13 protein-coding genes are annotated in these 15,442 nt (G+C 68.1%); 5 read left to right on the top strand and 8 right to left on the bottom strand.

The window, feature by feature from the left end; genetic code table 11:
• Positions 1–59 precede the first annotated feature (59 nt).
• Positions 60–566, top strand: coding sequence for a GreA/GreB family elongation factor (locus RKE25_RS05630; protein WP_311841275.1), 507 nt, complete (start codon positions 60–62; stop codon positions 564–566).
• 86 nt (positions 567–652) lie between these two features.
• Here the strand turns inward: RKE25_RS05630 and RKE25_RS05625 are convergent, their stop codons facing one another.
• The 8 genes from RKE25_RS05625 to RKE25_RS05590 all read right to left on the bottom strand — a co-directional run bounded on the left by RKE25_RS05625 (position 653) and on the right by RKE25_RS05590 (position 9,026).
• Positions 653–1,960, bottom strand: coding sequence for a DUF58 domain-containing protein (locus RKE25_RS05625; protein WP_311842340.1), 1,308 nt, complete (start codon positions 1,958–1,960; stop codon positions 653–655).
• Positions 1,960–2,973: a MoxR family ATPase gene (locus RKE25_RS05620; RefSeq protein ID WP_311841274.1), complete on the bottom strand. Its 1,014-nt coding sequence runs from the start codon at positions 2,971–2,973 to the stop codon at positions 1,960–1,962. The genes RKE25_RS05625 and RKE25_RS05620 overlap by 1 nt, the downstream gene beginning before the upstream one ends.
• A complete protein-coding gene (locus tag RKE25_RS05615) occupies positions 2,970–4,094 on the bottom strand; it encodes a DUF4350 domain-containing protein (protein ID WP_311841273.1) in 1,125 nt (374 codons plus the stop codon). The genes RKE25_RS05620 and RKE25_RS05615 overlap by 4 nt, the downstream gene beginning before the upstream one ends.
• The gene (locus RKE25_RS05610; protein WP_311841272.1) at positions 4,091–5,602 is read right to left on the bottom strand and encodes a DUF4129 domain-containing protein; all 1,512 of its coding nucleotides are present in this window, start codon (positions 5,600–5,602) and stop codon (positions 4,091–4,093) included. Before RKE25_RS05610 ends, RKE25_RS05615 begins: the two co-directional genes overlap by 4 nt.
• Positions 5,592–6,575, bottom strand: coding sequence for a stage II sporulation protein M (locus RKE25_RS05605; RefSeq protein WP_311841271.1), 984 nt, complete (start codon positions 6,573–6,575; stop codon positions 5,592–5,594). Before RKE25_RS05605 ends, RKE25_RS05610 begins: the two co-directional genes overlap by 11 nt.
• Positions 6,572–7,252, bottom strand: coding sequence for an RDD family protein (locus RKE25_RS05600; protein ID WP_311841270.1), 681 nt, complete (start codon positions 7,250–7,252; stop codon positions 6,572–6,574). Before RKE25_RS05600 ends, RKE25_RS05605 begins: the two co-directional genes overlap by 4 nt.
• Positions 7,252–7,755: an RDD family protein gene (locus tag RKE25_RS05595; protein WP_311841269.1), complete on the bottom strand. Its 504-nt coding sequence runs from the start codon at positions 7,753–7,755 to the stop codon at positions 7,252–7,254. Before RKE25_RS05595 ends, RKE25_RS05600 begins: the two co-directional genes overlap by 1 nt.
• A gap of 797 nt (positions 7,756–8,552) precedes the next feature.
• Complete coding sequence (locus RKE25_RS05590; protein ID WP_311841268.1) at positions 8,553–9,026, bottom strand: SET domain-containing protein-lysine N-methyltransferase; 474 nt, start codon at positions 9,024–9,026, stop codon at positions 8,553–8,555.
• Positions 9,027–9,197: 171 nt separating this feature from the next.
• On the opposite strand from RKE25_RS05590, the gene RKE25_RS05585 reads away from it, so the two are divergent.
• The 4 genes from RKE25_RS05585 (at position 9,198) to RKE25_RS05570 (ending at position 15,408) form a co-directional block, all read left to right on the top strand.
• Complete coding sequence (locus RKE25_RS05585) at positions 9,198–9,680, top strand: hypothetical protein (RefSeq protein ID WP_311841267.1); 483 nt, start codon at positions 9,198–9,200, stop codon at positions 9,678–9,680.
• A 43-nt stretch (positions 9,681–9,723) separates the two neighbouring features.
• On the top strand, positions 9,724–11,499 hold the full coding sequence (locus tag RKE25_RS05580) for an acyl-CoA dehydrogenase C-terminal domain-containing protein (RefSeq protein WP_311841266.1): 1,776 nt from the start codon (positions 9,724–9,726) through the stop codon (positions 11,497–11,499).
• A gap of 195 nt (positions 11,500–11,694) precedes the next feature.
• Positions 11,695–12,168, top strand: coding sequence for a GNAT family N-acetyltransferase (locus tag RKE25_RS05575; protein ID WP_311841265.1), 474 nt, complete (start codon positions 11,695–11,697; stop codon positions 12,166–12,168).
• A gap of 810 nt (positions 12,169–12,978) precedes the next feature.
• A complete protein-coding gene (locus tag RKE25_RS05570) occupies positions 12,979–15,408 on the top strand; it encodes a TonB-dependent receptor (RefSeq protein WP_311841264.1) in 2,430 nt (809 codons plus the stop codon).
• Positions 15,409–15,442 lie beyond the last annotated feature (34 nt).

Raw genomic sequence — 15,442 nt, 5'->3', positions numbered from 1 at the left:
TGTATGCCTATGTAGGGATGAAGTATTGCGCCCCGTCAGACGGGGCGCGGGAGAACGCCATGAGCCGTGCCTTCGTGAAAGACGCCGACGACAACGCGGGCGACGCCCTGCCGGACATCGCGGTGAGCGAGCACCCGAACTACGTCACGCCGAGCGGTCTGGCCCGCCTGCGCGAACGGCTTGATACCGTGCAGGCGCGGCGCGACGAACTCAAGGCAGACGAGCCGGAACTGGCCCAGCAGGGCGAGCTGGCCGCGCTGGAGCGCGAGCTGCGCTGGCTGAAGACGCGCGTCGCCAGCGCGATCGAGATCGACCTGACTCAGCAGCCGCGCGATCGCGTGGCGTTCGGCGCCGGCGTGACCGTGGATTCGGATGAAGAAGGCGAACACAGCTACCGCATCGTCGGCGAGGACGAGGCGGATGCCGAACACGGGCTGGTCAGCTATGTCTCGCCGCTGGCACGGGCGCTGATCGGCGCGCGGGTGGGCGACGAAGTGACCTGGCAGCGGCCCGCAGGCGATCTGAAGGTGGAGATCGTCGCGATCGATTACGGCAACGACACGTGAACATCACTAGTGGTTGGAATGAATCCCAGCGGGCCTCCATCGATGCGGCGCCGTTGGGTTCGCTGTTGGCTCACCCCAACCTACGTTTACAGGCGACCGGCGCGCTTCACCGCCAGATAGCGTTCCACCAGGACGCCTGAGAGTTCGTGGCAGCGCACGTCCAGCATCGCCACGCCCTCGCGGCGCAGCGCATCGTGCATCGCGTCGCGCTGCGCGAGATAGTCCATGGCCGCGGCGGCGCGGATCGCCGTGTCCACCTCTTCGCCTACGTGCGCGGCGGCCTGGTCCAGCGCCAGTTCGCGCAGGCTCACCACCAGCACCAGATGGCGGCGCGACAGCAGCCGCACGGCCATGCGCAATTCCTGGTCGTCCTCGTCCCGCACATTCGTCACCAGCACCACGAAGGCGCGACGCTGCTGGCGCGACTGCAGCGCGCTGGCGGCGGCGAGGTAGTCGGTGGCCACCGGCCGGGGCTGCAGGTCGTAGCCGGCACCCAGCAGCATGTCCATGCCGCCGCTACCCTGCTGCGGCGGCAGCCAGCGCAGGTCTTCGCCCGCGCAAGCGAGCATGCCCACCGAGTCGCCCTGGCGCAGGGCAATGTAGGCGAGCGCCAGCGAGGCGTTGAGCACGTGGTCGAAATGCGCGAGACGGTCGTCCTGCGCGAGCATGCGACGGCCGCAATCCAATAGCAGCACCACCTGCTGGTTGCGCTCGTCCCGGTATTCGCGCGAGACCAGCCGGGACGCGCGCGCGGTGGCTTTCCAATCGATCTTGCGCAGGCTGTCGCCGATCCGGTAATCGCGCAATTCATGGAACTCGGTGCCTTCGCCGCGGCGCCGCTGCAGGCGGGCGCCCACGCTGCGCGACGCGACTTCCACGCTCAGGCCGGCCATGCGCGCCAGTGGCGCGAAGTTCGGATAGACACGCAGGCTCGCCGGATCGCCGGCGGTACGCCGCTGCGTCCACAGCCGCCAGGGCGAGCGCAAGCGCAAGTGGCAGCCGGTGAAGTCGAAACGGCCGCGGCCGTTGGGCGTGAGCGCATAGTCGAGCGCCAGCTCGCGCCCCGGCGGCAGCACCAGCCGGCGCGGCATGCCGCGCACGGGCCAGTCGCCCGGATGCAGATCGTGCAGTTCGAACGCGACCGGGCGCTTGCCGCGCGGACGCAACCGCAGCCACACCACCAGCTCGGGGCCGAGCGGCACCACGGGCGGCAGTTCGCGCTGGACCAGCGGACTGGGTTCGGCGCGCAGGCGCCAGGCGTCGACGGCGGCCAACACGCCGATCAGCGCGGCCGCGGCGAACCACGCGATGAGCGGCAGCCAGCCGATCGCGGCCAGCACCCCCAGCCCGGTCCAGCCGAGCAGCAGCCACAGCAGCGCGGAAGCCGGTCGCATCATTGGCGGGGCGCGGCGACCTTGTGCAACAGCGCCTTCAGCACGTCGTCCGGCCGCTGGCGTTCGATCAGCGCCTCCGGCGCCAACAGCAGGCGATGGCGCAGCGCGGGCAGCGCGACTGCGCGTACGTCGTCCGGCGTGACGAAGTCGCGGCCGTCCAGCACCGCCTGCGCACGCGCCAGGCGCACCAGCGCCAGCGCGCCGCGCGGACCTGCGCCGCCGAGCACGCCCGGCCATTCGCGCGTGCCGCGGGCGATGCGCACGGCATAGTCGATCACCGCCGCGTCGACGCGCAGCGCGGCCACGCCCTGCTGCAACGCGAGCAGCTCCGGCTGGCTCAGCACCGGGTTCACGCGGGAGACGTCCAGGTCCGCCGCGACGCGGCCGCTGAGCACCTCGTCGACCATGCGCTTCTCGTCCTCCAGCGACGGATAGTCGATCAGCACCTTGATGAGGAAGCGGTCCAGCTGCGCCTCCGGCAGCGGATACGTGCCTTCCTGCTCGATCGGGTTCTGCGTGGCCACCACCATGAACGGCGCCGGCAGCGGGAAGCGCCGGCCCTCGATGGTCACCTGCCCTTCCTGCATGGATTCGAGCAGCGCGGCCTGCGTCTTGGCCGGCGCGCGGTTGATCTCATCCGCCAACAGCAAGTTGGCAAAGACCGGTCCGCGACGGATCTGGAAGCGCTCCGCCTTCGGGTCGTAGATCGCATGGCCGGTGACGTCGGTGGGCATCAGGTCGGGCGTGAACTGCACGCGGCCGAAGCTGCAGCTCACCGCCGCGGCCAGCGCGCGCACCAGCAGGGTCTTGCCCAGGCCCGGCACGCCTTCGATCAGCACGTGGCCGCCGGCCAGCAGGGCCAGCAACACTTCGTCGAACACGCGCTCCTGCCCGATGAAGGCGCGCGAGACCTGCTCGCGCAGCGAGGCGATGCGTGCCACCAGTACGTCGAACGGCGGTACCGGCGCGATGGGTTCCGGCGCGAACGCGGGAGAAGTGGAATCGGTCGTCATGGGCGGCTCCTGAGTCGCGCCAGGGTGGCGATGCTGTCGCGGAACGCGGCGGCGTTCGCGGGAATCTGGAAAGCCCGCGCCAGTTGCGCGGGGTCGATGCCGTGGCGTTCGGCCAGGCGTTCGTAGAGCGCCTGGCCGTCCAGCCCGGCGCTGGCGGGATCCAGCCGGCGCACGCGCGCCAGCGCGGCGCGGCAGGCCAGGCCATGCAGGCCGAGGCCGGCGTCGCGGCGGTAGAGGAATTCCCCGGCGGCCTGCACGTGCTCCAGCAGCGCGCGCCGTTGCAGCGGCGGCGCGGGCATGAGCGGTCCGAGCCGCTCGCCGCGCGCGGCCATCCAGGCCAGCAGCAGCAGCGTGAGCGCGACCAGGCCAGGCCAGCCGCGCGTGAACAGCGCCAGCCAGAACGACGGGCCATCCAAGGCGTAGAGCAGCCAGACGTGTCCGTCGCGCTCGAACGGCATAAGCAAACGCCACGCGAAACGCTGTTGCGCGAGATGGCTCAGCGAGCGGTTCGACAGGGGGGCGAGGTTGGAAAGCAGGCTCACCTGCCCGTCGCCGACGGTGATTCGCGCGAACGCATAGCCCTGCCGATCGTCGCCCACCCAGGCATCCAGGTTCTCGGCAGCTTCATCATTGAGCCGGAATCGCGGACCGCACAGCTCGAAATTGCCGCCTTCCTTCGCGGAAGCGGCCGCCTCAGCGACGAGACGCGTGCAGCCATCGCCCGCGCGCTCAGGCGCGAGCATGTCCAGCGCCTCGAACAGCGGCGTGTGGGAGGCTTCGTCCGCCGGCCCCGGCGAGAGCACGAGATGGCCGCCGCCGCGCACCCATTCGGCGATGCGCTCGGCGTCGTTTACCTCGATGCGCTCCAGGCCCGCGCCGAGCACCAGCGTGTCTTCCGCGGCGAGCGGCACGCGTCGCGGCGACAACGTGGCGATCGAGCTGACCGGCACGTCGAGTTTCGCCAGCGCCCGCTCCAGCGCGAAGAAGCGGTTGTAGGCCGCCTCGCCGCGCGATGGCGTGGTCACTGTGATTTCCTTGCGCTCGAACAAGGTGAAGAACGCGATGACGCCGAGCAAGGCCAGTGCGGCCAGCACGATCGCCAGCGGCGGAATGCGGTTCATGCGGCACCTCTTGCCGCGGCTGGCCAGCCGGCGAGGAGTTGCTCGAAGTCCTCGTCGCGCGGATAACGATCCGCGTACGCGGCGTACTGCCAAGCGCGCACGATGGTTTCCGCGCGCCGCCGGCGGGATTCTTCGAGCCGGCGCGCGCTGCGCAGGCAGTCGGCCTCCGTGGCGTCGGCGGGGACCGAGGTCTGCAAGGCTTCGGCCACGGCCTCGGCACAACCGCGGTACAACAGCGCGAGCGCCTCGCGGCGACGCCCGCCCTGCCACAGGCGGCGCGTGGCGGCGGCAAGGTCGTCGGGCAGGTGTGCCTCCGCTTCGATCGTTTCCAGATGCGTTTCCAGCGTCGCTTCGTGACGCGAGCGCACGCCGACAGCGGGCAGCCTTGCGCGACGCAACAGGAAGATCGCGACGGCCACCACCAGGGCGATGAGCACGAGCGCGACGAGCCCCTTCACGCCGATGGCGACCGCATTGCCGAATCCTTCGAACGGCATGCGCTCGATCTTCACCGGCTTCGGCTTGACAGACCATTCGCGCGGCACCCACCGGTGTTCCTTGCGTTCGCCGCCGAAACGCGGATCGCGAAAAGCCTCGGCCGACGCCTCGGCGAAACGCTGATCCTGTGCGCTGACCGGCTGGTCGAATACGTGCTCGATCTGCACGGGCGGTTCCTCCGCCTTCTGCGCCCAGGCGCCGTGCGGCCACAAGCAGGCGAGCGCGAGCAGCAGCGCGGCGCCGCGGCCGGCAGCGAGCCAGTGATCGCGCAGGCGGCGGAAGGCCAGATCGACGTCCCAGGCTTCCAATTGCGTGCGGCGGTTGAGATAGAGCGCGAAACCGGCGGCCACATGCAGCGGCTCGATGGCGCTCCAGGCCACGTAGGCCGTCGCGGCGATCAAGGCGCCCGTCACCTCCGGCGTGCGCCGGGCGACGCCGCCGATCGAGCCGCGCAGCCAGTCGGGCATCAGCTCCGGCGGAATGAACAGCGCCACGCACAGGAACATGCCCACGAACAGCACCACCGACAGCTCCAGGCAGCCGAAGGCCAGGGCCGATGCGTCGGTGCCGATCGGCCGCCGCAGCACGCGCCAGCGTTCACGACGCTGCCTGGACGGCAGGCCCTCCAGCAGCTCCATCGGGAAACGCAACGTGCGATGGCTGTCGATGCGCCGCCAGGTCACCGCGGCGATGGTGCCGCCCCAAGGCCACTGGCGCTGGCCGCGCAGCGTCTCGCGCCAGCGTGGCGCGCGCTCGAACACCGCGCGCGACAGCACGTACAGCGGCACGCGGTCGAACAGCGGCAGCAGCCACCAGATCAGCAAGGTGGCGAGCCACGGCCATTGCAGCAACCAGCCCGCTGCGATGCACACCGCCACCACCGGCAGGCTGCAGGCGAACCAGGCCGACCACACCGCCCTGGCATGCGCGCGCAGCATCGCCGCGCCCAGGTCGACCGCCTCGCGCGCGGTACGAGGGCGCAGTGCGACGGTGATGCGCTCAAGCTCCATCCGCGGCCTCCATGCCCATGCCACCGCGTGCCAGCCACCACAGCACCAGCAGCCAGAGCAGCGCGGCGCTGCCGAACTTCAACGAGTCCGGAAATCCCGCGACCGACGACCAGAATGCTTCGATCGCGGCCGCGATCACCAGCATGGCGAAGGCGCCCAGCGCCAGCTGCGCGCCGACCCAGCCGGCAGCGACCATCGCCGGGCCGCGCCGGCGGCGGCCCGGTGCCAACAGGGTGAGGCCCAGCTTGAGTCCCGCGCCGCCGGCGATGACCAGCGCGGTCAGCTCGAAGGCAGCGTGCGCCACGACGAAGCGCCAGAACGGGCCGCCATAGCCCATCTGCGTGAGATGACCGGCCACGCCGCCGATGATCACGCCGTTGGCGCCGAGCACATAGACCGCGCCGACGCCGAACACCAGGCCTGAAGCAAACGTGCGGAACGCGATGCTGACGTTGTTCATCACGTAGACACCGAACATCGCCAGGTCGGTGCCGCTGCTGCGGCCGATCTTCGCGTTCGATGGGTCGTACATCTTCTCGAATTCGGCCAGCTGCGCGCTGCCAAAGAGCGAGTGCGCCCATTCGGGGTGGAACTGCAAGGCGATCAGGCAGCCGAGCGCGGGCACCAGGAACAGCGCCGCCGCCGCGGCCATGCAACGCCATTCGGCGCGCACCAGGCGCGGAAAACCGGCGACCAGGAACATCAGCGCGCGATGCCAGCGCGGCGCAGGCGGCCGGTACAGCAGCCGGTGCCCCTGCTGCACCATGCGCTGCAGGCGGTCGGTCACCTCGCGGCTGTAACCACGCGCACGCGCCAACGCAAGGTGATGACAGAGCCGGCGGTATTCCGCCGGAAAACCGTTGGCGCGCGGATCACGCAGGGTCTGCCGCTGCTTCGCGTCGACCAGGTCGAGCCAGCGCTGCAGTTCGTCCCATCCGTCGCTGTGCAGCGCGGCGAAGCGTTCCTGTTTCATGTGCGTCCCAGCAGCCAGTTGGCGTAGCCGAGAAGTCGCTGCACGCCGGCGTCGCCGGTGCATCCGGTGACCGGCTGCAGCAGGTCGGCCAGTTCCTGTTGGCGCTGCGGCGTCAGCTGCGCGCAGCGTTCGGCGAATTCCACGATCACGGCTTGTTCTTCCGCGGCGAGGCCGGGAGGAGGCGCGATCGCGGGCACCGCCGGCACCTGGCTGCCTGCGGGCAGTTCGCCGCCGTGGATCACCATGGTGCCGGCGATCACGTCGCCCAGGCGCCGCCCATACGGGTCGATCAATGTGCTGGCCAGGCCCACCGCATAGACGCCCGGCAGGATGTCCACCACGCGCAGCAGGTTGCGCACCACCGACGGCACCAGCGTGACCGGCGCGCCGTCGGCGCTGACCACGCGCAGGCCAAGGGCGCGCTTGCCCAGGGTCTGGCCGCCGAACCACACCTCGCACACCACCGCGTAGATCCACATCAGCGCGAACAGTAGCAGCGTGCCCACGCCCATGCCCGCTGTCCCGAGCAGCGACAACGGAATCATCGCGATCCAGAACACCATCATGCGCAGCACGAAATCGATCGTCCACGCCTGCGCGCGCGGCAGGGCGCCCGCCGCGCGCAGGCGAAGGAACACGCCTTCCGGCGTTTCGATCTGCCGGAGCGTATCCAGCATCACTCGGTGATGACGATGGTGTCCGCGATCAGATCGTGCAGGCAGCGGCGCTCGTTGCCGAAGATCATCAGCGAGTCCGTCAGCGAGATCAGGCCGCCCAGGTACGGGATCGCGCCGAGCAGGCTGATCGGGATGATGCGCATGCCGATGATGCGGCCCAGGCCGATGCGGTCGCCATTGGTGCGCACGATCTTCAAGCCGAGCACGCGCTTGCCGATGGTCTGGCCGTTCTGGTGCAGCAGTACGCAGTTGACGACGAATACACCGAGGATGAGCAGGGCGCCCACCGCGATGGCGACGACGCCGCCGTCGCCACGGCTGGCGGCGGAGCCGCCAATGACGGCCAGGATCGTGCCGACACCTACGATGACGCCGTCGAGAATGGCGGCGGCGAGCCGCTGTCCGCGACTGGCTTTGCGCGCTTCGAGATCCGACGCCGAGAGGCCCCCTACGTCGGCGACCGCGGCCTGCGGTGCGGCGTACCAGTTCTGTTCCTTTTCCATGCTTCCGTCCTTGTGGATGCGTGCCAGCCCCCATGACAGGCACTGAGTGGCGAGTATATGGGGGTTTGGGGATGGCTGCATGGCGGTTGCGGTGGGGGTGCCTGGTGCCGGTGGCTGGGCTTCGTTTTCTCGCTCTCGTGCGAGAGAGGTGCACGATGCTGGGCTCATCGTCGGGCTGCTGGTCGTTCCGGCGTGGGCCGGAGAGGGCGCGAAGTGCGGAGAACGCCCGGAGGGCGGCCCCGAAGGGGCGAGCGCGGCGAGTCATCCAGTGGCGTCATGGCTCGGTGGTCGCGAGGTGGTCGCCAGTCTGGTCTCGCCCCGTGCGGGGCGAGGGTTTCGCTCTCCTGCCGGAGAGCGAGTTACTTCTTCTTTGCTTGCCCAAAGAAGAAGTAACCAAGAAGAAAAGGCACCCTGCGCGGCGCCCTCCGCAGCCTACGCTGCTCCGGGTGCGTTGAGGGCTCGCCGGGCTTTTCGATCGGGCATCCATGCCCGAATCGAAAAGGCGGGGACGTCCTGTCCCCGCCCGCCTTCGGCGGCCTGATCGTCCAGCCCTCACCGCCGCGAAGGGAACCCGGAAAATCAAGAGCGTCACGGAGCGTCGCTTCGCTCGCTCTTGTTTAGTTTTCGCCTCAGTCCATCACTTCTCCTTCTCCCCTCCGGGGAGAAGGCGGGATGAGGGGCCGGGGCTTGCGATGCGTGGAAGGCTGCGATTCCTTCGGCGCCAAGAAAAAAGCCGCGTGAGTGACGCGGCTTTTTCTGTTCCAAAAATTCCGGCGAGCCACCGGTCGCTAACTGCTTCAACGCCCCCGCTTCGGCTTCAGCAGCGTGCCGATGCACTTCGGCGAGCCGCAGAGGCACTTCCACACTTTCTTCAGGCGGGCGGTGTGCGGGACGTCGAGGGTGATGCCGTAGTCGTAGGTGAGTTCTTCGCCGGGCTTGATGTTGCGGATGGCCTCGATGATCACCCTGTCCTTGCGCGGGTCGCCGTCTTCGTCTTCCAGCACCAGGGCCTGGCAGTTGGGATCGCAGCTGTGGTTGATCCAGCGCGCGGTATTGCCCTTGCGGTTGGCGTCGATCAGGTAATCGTCGTTGAGCGTGAACAGGAAGGTGTGCCCGGTCTCGCCGCCATCGCCGTACAGCACGTCCGCCTCGCCGTGGGTCATCAGCGTGCCCTTGTACTCGATGATCTCCTCGCCCTTCTTGATCGGCGCGGTAGCGAAGACACCGTTGCCGTGGATGGGGGAGCGGCGGGCGACGAAACGACGTGACATGCGGGGGGCCTGGATGGGGAAAACGTCGATGATGCCCGTTTCCGCGTGACGGTGGAATCGCGGAGGGCCGCCGCACGGCGGCCGCTCCGGGACCGTTCCCGGCCGGACCACTAGCCCCGCTCCCCCCACTCATGGTTAGAATCGTCATTCAAACGATCGTTTGGAGAGGCCATGTTCCGCCGGCTATACCGCCTGATCCCCGTCGTGCTCGCGCTCGGCCTGATCGCCTGTGGCCCGCCGCGCAAAAGCGTGTTTCCGCCCTCGGTCAGCATCCAGGAGATGACCGTGCGGCCCGATGGCCAGTGGCAGCTGACCGTGCGCATCCAGAACAACAGCTACGCCGGCATGAACTTCCGCTCGATCGACGGCGAGCTGAGGGTGGCGGAGCTGGTGCCGGTGCGGCTGCATGCCACCTTCGACCTGGATATCCCCGCCTTCGCCGGCGACATCACGCAAGTCAACCTGCTGCCCACGCCGGAGATGAGCCAGGCGCTCGCCGCGGCCGCCGCGAAGGGCAGCGGCGGCTCGGTGCCGTACAGCGTCGCCGGCCGCGCCAATGCCAAGCCGGAGCAGGACAAGGACGCGCGCGACTTCGAATTCCACGGCAACGACTGGCTGTCGCCGGTGCCGGGCATCCCCCATACCTGGCGCTGATCCGCGCCACCTTCTTTTCGCATTCCCAGCAGGAACTTCGCACATGACCATCTACAAGGCTCCCCTCGACGATCTGCGCTTCGCCCTCTACGACGTGCTGGACGCGGAAAAGGTCCTCACCTCGCTGCAGGGTGGCGAGGGCCATACGCGCGACGTGCTGGACGCCATGCTGGATGAAGCCGGCCGCCTCAGCGAAGCGCTGCTCGCCCCGTTCAATGCCAGCGGGGACGAGGAAGGCTGCCGCTACGACAAGGCGACCCAGACCGTGACCACGCCGAAGGGCTTCAAGGAGGCCTTCAAAGCCTTCGCCGAAGGCGGCTGGACCGGCCTGACCCAGGCAGAGCATTTCGGCGGCCTCGGCCTGCCTAACCTGCTCGGCACCGCCACCACCGAGATCTTCCAGGCCGGCAACCTGTCGTGGAGCCTGTACCCGCTGCTATCCGAGGGCGCCTGCCACGCGATGGAGCTGCACGGCACCAAAGAACAGCAGGACACCTACCTCAAGCCGATCGTGGAAGGCCGCTGGACCGGCACCATGTGCCTGACCGAGCCGCAGGCCGGCTCGGACCTGGGCCTGCTGAAGACCCGCGCCGAACCGGGTGACCACGGCAGTTACAAGATCACCGGCACCAAGATTTTCATCAGCGCCGGCGAGCACGACCTGGCGGAGAACATCATCCACCTCGTGCTGGCCCGCTTGCCCGACGCGCCGGCCGGCAGCCGCGGCATCTCGATGTTCATCGTGCCCAAGTTCAAGGTGAACGCCGACGGCTCGCTGAGCGCGCGCAACACCGTCGCGGCCAGCAACATCGAGCACAAGATGGGCCTGCGCGGCTCGGCCACCTGCGTGATGAACTTCGACGGCGCCGAGGGTTATCTCATCGGCCAGCCGCACAAGGGCCTGGCCGCGATGTTCACCATGATGAATGCCGCGCGCCTGGGCGTGGGCGTGCAGGGTCTGGCGCTCTCCGAGCGCGCGCTGCAGAACAGTGCCAACTACGCCCGCGAGCGGCTGCAGGGCCGCGCACTGTCGGGTCCGAAGTTCCCTGACAAGCCCGCCGACAACCTGCTAGTGCAGCCGGACGTGCGCCGCATGCTGCTGACCCAGCGCGCCATCGTGGAAGGCTCGCGCGCGCTGCTGCTGTACACCTCGCTGCAGACCGACGTGGAAGCGCGCGGCGCCGACGAAGCCTCCCGCAAGAACGCCAGCGACCTGGTCGCCTTCCTGATTCCCATCGCCAAGGGCCTGGTCACCGAACTGGCGCAGGAAGCCACCAAGGAGGCCCTGCAGGTGTACGGCGGCCACGGCTACATCGTGGAGAGCGGCGTGGAGCAGTTCGTGCGCGACGCCCGCATCATCACCCTGTATGAAGGCACCACCGGCATCCAGGCGGCGGACCTGCTGGGCCGCAAGATCCTCCAGCTGCAGGGCGCGGGCTTCAAGCTGTTCCTGCAGGAGATCCAGGCCTTCTGCCAGAAGCACGCGCAGGATGCCGCGCTGGCCTCGCTGATCGCCCCGCTGGCCAAGGTCACCAAGGAGTGGGCCGACATGACCCTGGCCCTGGCCCAGCGCGTGCAGGGCAACCCGGAGGAGCTGGGCGGCGCCGCCAACGACTATCTGTACTACTCCGGCTACGCCACCCTGGCCTACCTGTGGGCGCGCAGCGTGGCCGCGGCCAACGCCAGCAGCCAGTCCGAAGCATTCAAGCAGGCCAAGCGCGACACCGCCGCGTTCTACTTCGCCCGCATGCTGCCGCGCTGTCTGACGCACAAGGCGGCGATCGAAGCGGGCGTGGGAACGCTGCCGGCGATCGCCTGATCTCCACCCGCCGCGCAGGTCTGGGCGAGCCAAAGGCGAACCCCGATCCGGGCGCTGCCGAGCGCAGGACACGACAAGGCCCGGCTTTCTGCCGGGCCTTGTCGTTCCGGGCGGGAAAAACGCCGTACGGGACTTCCCTGCCCCGCGTCCCGGGTGTAGAACCGGAACCGGTTCCCAAGCCCGCCCCCAAAGCGCATGAGCGACCCGACGTTCCTGATCCGCCTCGCCGAGGACGACGACGATTTCATCCTCGGCCTGGTTCCCCGCTTCGTCGACTTCCACTTGCCTGCCTGGCGCAAGCGCCACGAGTGCATCGACGGCATCCGCAAGGACCTCTCCCGCCACTTGGACGAGCAGCCCGCGAACAGCTTTCTGTTCGTCGCGGAGGACGACGACGGCGAACCGGTGGGCTTCATCCACCTGCAGAAGACGCAGGACTACTTCACCGGCCGCATCAACTGCCACATCTCCGACGTCGCCGTCGCGCAATCGCACGAAGGCAAGGGCGTCGGCCGCGCACTGCTGGACCACGCCGAAACCTGGGCACGCGAACACCGCTGCCACTTGATCACGCTGGCGGTGTTTCCCGGTAATGAGCGGGCGCGGAAGATTTACGAAGAGGCCGGATTCGGCGCGGATTTGTTGAGACTAGCCAAGCCGGTGCGCTGACGGCCAGTGGGGCTTTAGAAGCGTTCCCGCGAGCACCCACCCCTCATCCCGCTTTCTCTCCCACGGGGACTACCTTCGGGTCGCCCGGAGGGGAGAAGGCGAAGTGCGGTACCGAGGCAAGCACAGCTAGTGCGAGCGTTTGCTCTTCGCTTTTGCTCTGCCGGGTTCCCTTCGCGGCGGTGAGGGCTGGACGATCAGGCCGCCGCAGGCGGGCGGGGACATGAATGTCCCCGCCTTTTCGATCAGGGCATGGATGCCCTGTCGAAAAGCCCGGCCAGCCCTCAACGCACCCGGAGCAGCGAAGGCTGCGGAGGGCGCCGCGCAGGGGGCCCTTCTTCTTGGTTACTTCTTCTTGGGCAAGCAAGAAGAAGTAACTCGCTCTCCGGCAGGAGAGCGAAACCCTCGCCCCGCGAGGGCGAGACAAGACTGGCCATAAGGCGACAACCGAGCGCTGTCGCCCCTGGGCTTCGGCCTGCGCCGGAATGACAAGTAGGTGAGTGCGAGGCGCCCCTTAGCCTCCGTTGGGGTTCGCAAGCTCACCCCAACCTACGACCGCCGCCGGCTTCATACCCCTCCGCGGCGTGCGGCGACATGACAAGCAAGCGGAAACTCTCTCCACCGCGAAATCCTGCGGCACCCGCACATCGCACCGAGCCGGTGATTACACCGCAATGACGCCCAAATGACCAGATATTGACGCGATGCAACATCGCACATAGCCTCGGACTGTCGCAGCCCTGGGGAGGATTTGCTGCGACGCAAGACCAGGCAAGGAGCCCGTCAACTACTGCCTGACCGGGGACACAATCCATGACCAAACGACTTAAGCGGCGCCTGCCGGCAGCTGCCCTGCTACCCCTTTGCTGTATGCATGCCCTCGCCGCCACCACGGCCTGGGCCGATGACAAACCCGCCGATCCGGCATCACCCGAGAAAGCCAAGCAGCTCCAGCAAGTCGTGGTCACCGGTACGCGCAGCACCGATCGTACCGCTTCCGAATCCCTCGCACCGATCGACGTACTCACGCCCGCGGATCTCAACGCCACCGGCAGTACCGATCTGGCCAGCGCCCTGAGCACCCTGCTCCCTTCGCTGGACTTCCCCCGCCCCGCCATCAACGACGGCAACGACGCGATCCGGCCCGCAAGCCTGCGCGGCATGTCGCCGGATCAGGTGCTCGTCCTGGTGGATGGCAAGCGTTACCACACCACCAGTCTGGTCAACTACAACTCGGCGATCGGGCGCGGCTCGGCACCGGTGGATCTCAACTCCATCCCGATCGCGGCGATCGACCACATCGAAGTGTTGCGCGATGGCGCCGCGGCGCAGTATGGCTCCGACGCGATCGCCGGCGTCATCAACGTGGTGCTCAAGCGCGGCAGTGTCGAAGGCGGCAACAGCATCACGGCCAACGGCGGCATCATGGACAAGGGCGACGGCGCGCAGAACGGCGTGCAAGGCACCATGGGCGTGGCGCTCGGTGGCCCGAACGGCAGCGCGCCGGGGTGGATGCGGGTGGCGTGGAACTACCAGAACGTCATGAACACCAACCGCGCCGAGAATCGCGACAAGGCCACCACGATCGCAGGCGCGCCCAATCCCAGCGGCATTCCCTACGAACGCTACGGCGACCCGGCGGTGAAGACGTACCAAGTGCTGCTGAACTTCGGCTACAACATCACGCCGGGCGTGGAACTGTACGGCTACCTCAACGGCAGCAAGCGCGATGTCACCTCCAACGGCTACTACCGTGCCTACAACTCCGCGCGCAACGTACCGCAGATCTATCCCAACGGCTTCCTGCCGCAGATCGTCAACCACAGCAACGACATCGCTGCGGTGCTGGGCGTGCGGGGCACTACGGAGGGTGGTTGGCACTGGGACTTCTCGGCCGACCACGGCGAGAACAACCTCGCGTTCGACATCGCCAACAGCGTCAACACCAACCTGTACCACACGAACGGGTACTCGCCGACGTACTTCAACGCCGGCACGTTCCGCAACAAGCAGAGCGTGGCGAACCTGGACCTGAGCAAGGACGTGCACGTCGGCTTCCTGCCCAATGCGGTGACGGTGGCGTTCGGCGCCGAGTACCGCAAGGAAACCTATGTGATCGATGCGGGCGATCCGGATTCCTACTTCTTCGATCCGACCACGCTCATCCCCGGCACCACCACGCCTTATGCGGGCGGCTCGCAGGTGTTTCCGGGACTCACGCCACAGGTCGCCGGCAGTTTCGGAAGGCATAGCGAAGCGGCGTACGTGGACCTGGAAACGGACGTGACCAACAAGCTTTCCGCTGGCCTGGCCGGCCGCTACGAGCACTACAGCGATGCGGGCTCCACCCGCTCCGGCAAGCTGTCCGCGCGCTATCAGTTCACTGACACGTTCGCGCTGCGCGGCACGGTTTCCAATGGCTTCCGCGCGCCGTCGCTGGCGCAGCAGAACTACGAATCGGTAGTGACGCTGATCCAGAACGGGCAGCTCGCGCAGATCGGCACCTACCGCACTTCCGATCCGGTGGCGATCGCGCTCGGCGCGAAGCCGCTGAAGCCTGAAAAATCGACCAACTACGGCCTGGGCGCGGTATGGCAGCCGTGGGATGCCTTCAGTGCGACGCTGGACCTGTACCAGATCCGCGTGGGCAACGCGATTCTCTATTCCGACCAGATCGCGGTGAGCATCCCGAACAGCCAGGTCACCGGCGCGCAGTTCTTCGTCAACGGCGCCACCACGCGCACGCGCGGCGCGGACCTGATCGCCAACTACCGGATGGATCTGGACGGCTGGGGCAAGCTGAACCTCACGGCCAGCGGCAACTACAACAAGACGAAAGTGCTGAGCATTTCCACGCCGGCCTTCGGGCGCGCCAGCGAGGGCTTGCTGACGTCGTCCACGCCGCGCACGAAGTACGTGTTCTCCGGCGACTGGCAGCTGCAGGGTTTCGGGCTGCATGCCAACCTCACGCGCTACGGCTCGGTGATCCGCCGCGGCGACGCAGACGACGGCAGCCAGGACCAGAAGTTCGCCGCACGCTGGCTGCTGGACCTGGCCGCCAGCTACGCCTGGCGCGAATGGACCTTCACCGCGGGTGTGGACAACCTCACCAACCAGTATCCGACCAAGGCTTCGCTGGCGAACGTGTACGAAGACCGGGCCGACGGCCTGCAGTACTCGTCACTGTCCCCGTTCGGCTTCAACGGCCGCTATTGGTACGGCAAGGTGACCTATCGCTTCTGACGGCATCCCCTCCGCGTCCGGTGGCGCGGAGGGG

Source organism: Dyella sp. BiH032 (genome assembly GCF_031954525.1).
Classification (GTDB): domain Bacteria; phylum Pseudomonadota; class Gammaproteobacteria; order Xanthomonadales; family Rhodanobacteraceae; genus Dyella_D.
The sequence above is the reverse complement of the archived record's forward strand: the minus strand, read 5'-3'. Positions and strand labels throughout refer to the sequence as shown.

Excerpts from the sequence above, each read along its gene's own strand:
- RKE25_RS05625 (WP_311842340.1), bottom strand. The coding sequence starts at position 1,960 with ATGCGACCGGCTTCCGCGCTGCTGTGGCTGCTGCTCGGCTGGACCGGG.
- RKE25_RS05590 (WP_311841268.1), bottom strand. The coding sequence starts at position 9,026 with ATGTCACGTCGTTTCGTCGCCCGCCGCTCCCCCATCCACGGCAACGGT.
- RKE25_RS05575 (WP_311841265.1), top strand. The coding sequence starts at position 11,695 with ATGAGCGACCCGACGTTCCTGATCCGCCTCGCCGAGGACGACGACGAT.
- RKE25_RS05610 (WP_311841272.1), bottom strand. The coding sequence starts at position 5,602 with ATGGAGCTTGAGCGCATCACCGTCGCACTGCGCCCTCGTACCGCGCGC.
- RKE25_RS05630 (WP_311841275.1), top strand. The coding sequence starts at position 60 with ATGAGCCGTGCCTTCGTGAAAGACGCCGACGACAACGCGGGCGACGCC.
- RKE25_RS05585 (WP_311841267.1), top strand. The coding sequence starts at position 9,198 with ATGTTCCGCCGGCTATACCGCCTGATCCCCGTCGTGCTCGCGCTCGGC.
- RKE25_RS05615 (WP_311841273.1), bottom strand. The coding sequence starts at position 4,094 with ATGAACCGCATTCCGCCGCTGGCGATCGTGCTGGCCGCACTGGCCTTG.
- RKE25_RS05570 (WP_311841264.1), top strand. The coding sequence starts at position 12,979 with ATGACCAAACGACTTAAGCGGCGCCTGCCGGCAGCTGCCCTGCTACCC.
- RKE25_RS05605 (WP_311841271.1), bottom strand. The coding sequence starts at position 6,575 with ATGAAACAGGAACGCTTCGCCGCGCTGCACAGCGACGGATGGGACGAA.
- RKE25_RS05580 (WP_311841266.1), top strand. The coding sequence starts at position 9,724 with ATGACCATCTACAAGGCTCCCCTCGACGATCTGCGCTTCGCCCTCTAC.
- RKE25_RS05620 (WP_311841274.1), bottom strand. The coding sequence starts at position 2,973 with ATGACGACCGATTCCACTTCTCCCGCGTTCGCGCCGGAACCCATCGCG.
- RKE25_RS05595 (WP_311841269.1), bottom strand. The coding sequence starts at position 7,755 with ATGGAAAAGGAACAGAACTGGTACGCCGCACCGCAGGCCGCGGTCGCC.
- RKE25_RS05600 (WP_311841270.1), bottom strand. The coding sequence starts at position 7,252 with ATGCTGGATACGCTCCGGCAGATCGAAACGCCGGAAGGCGTGTTCCTT.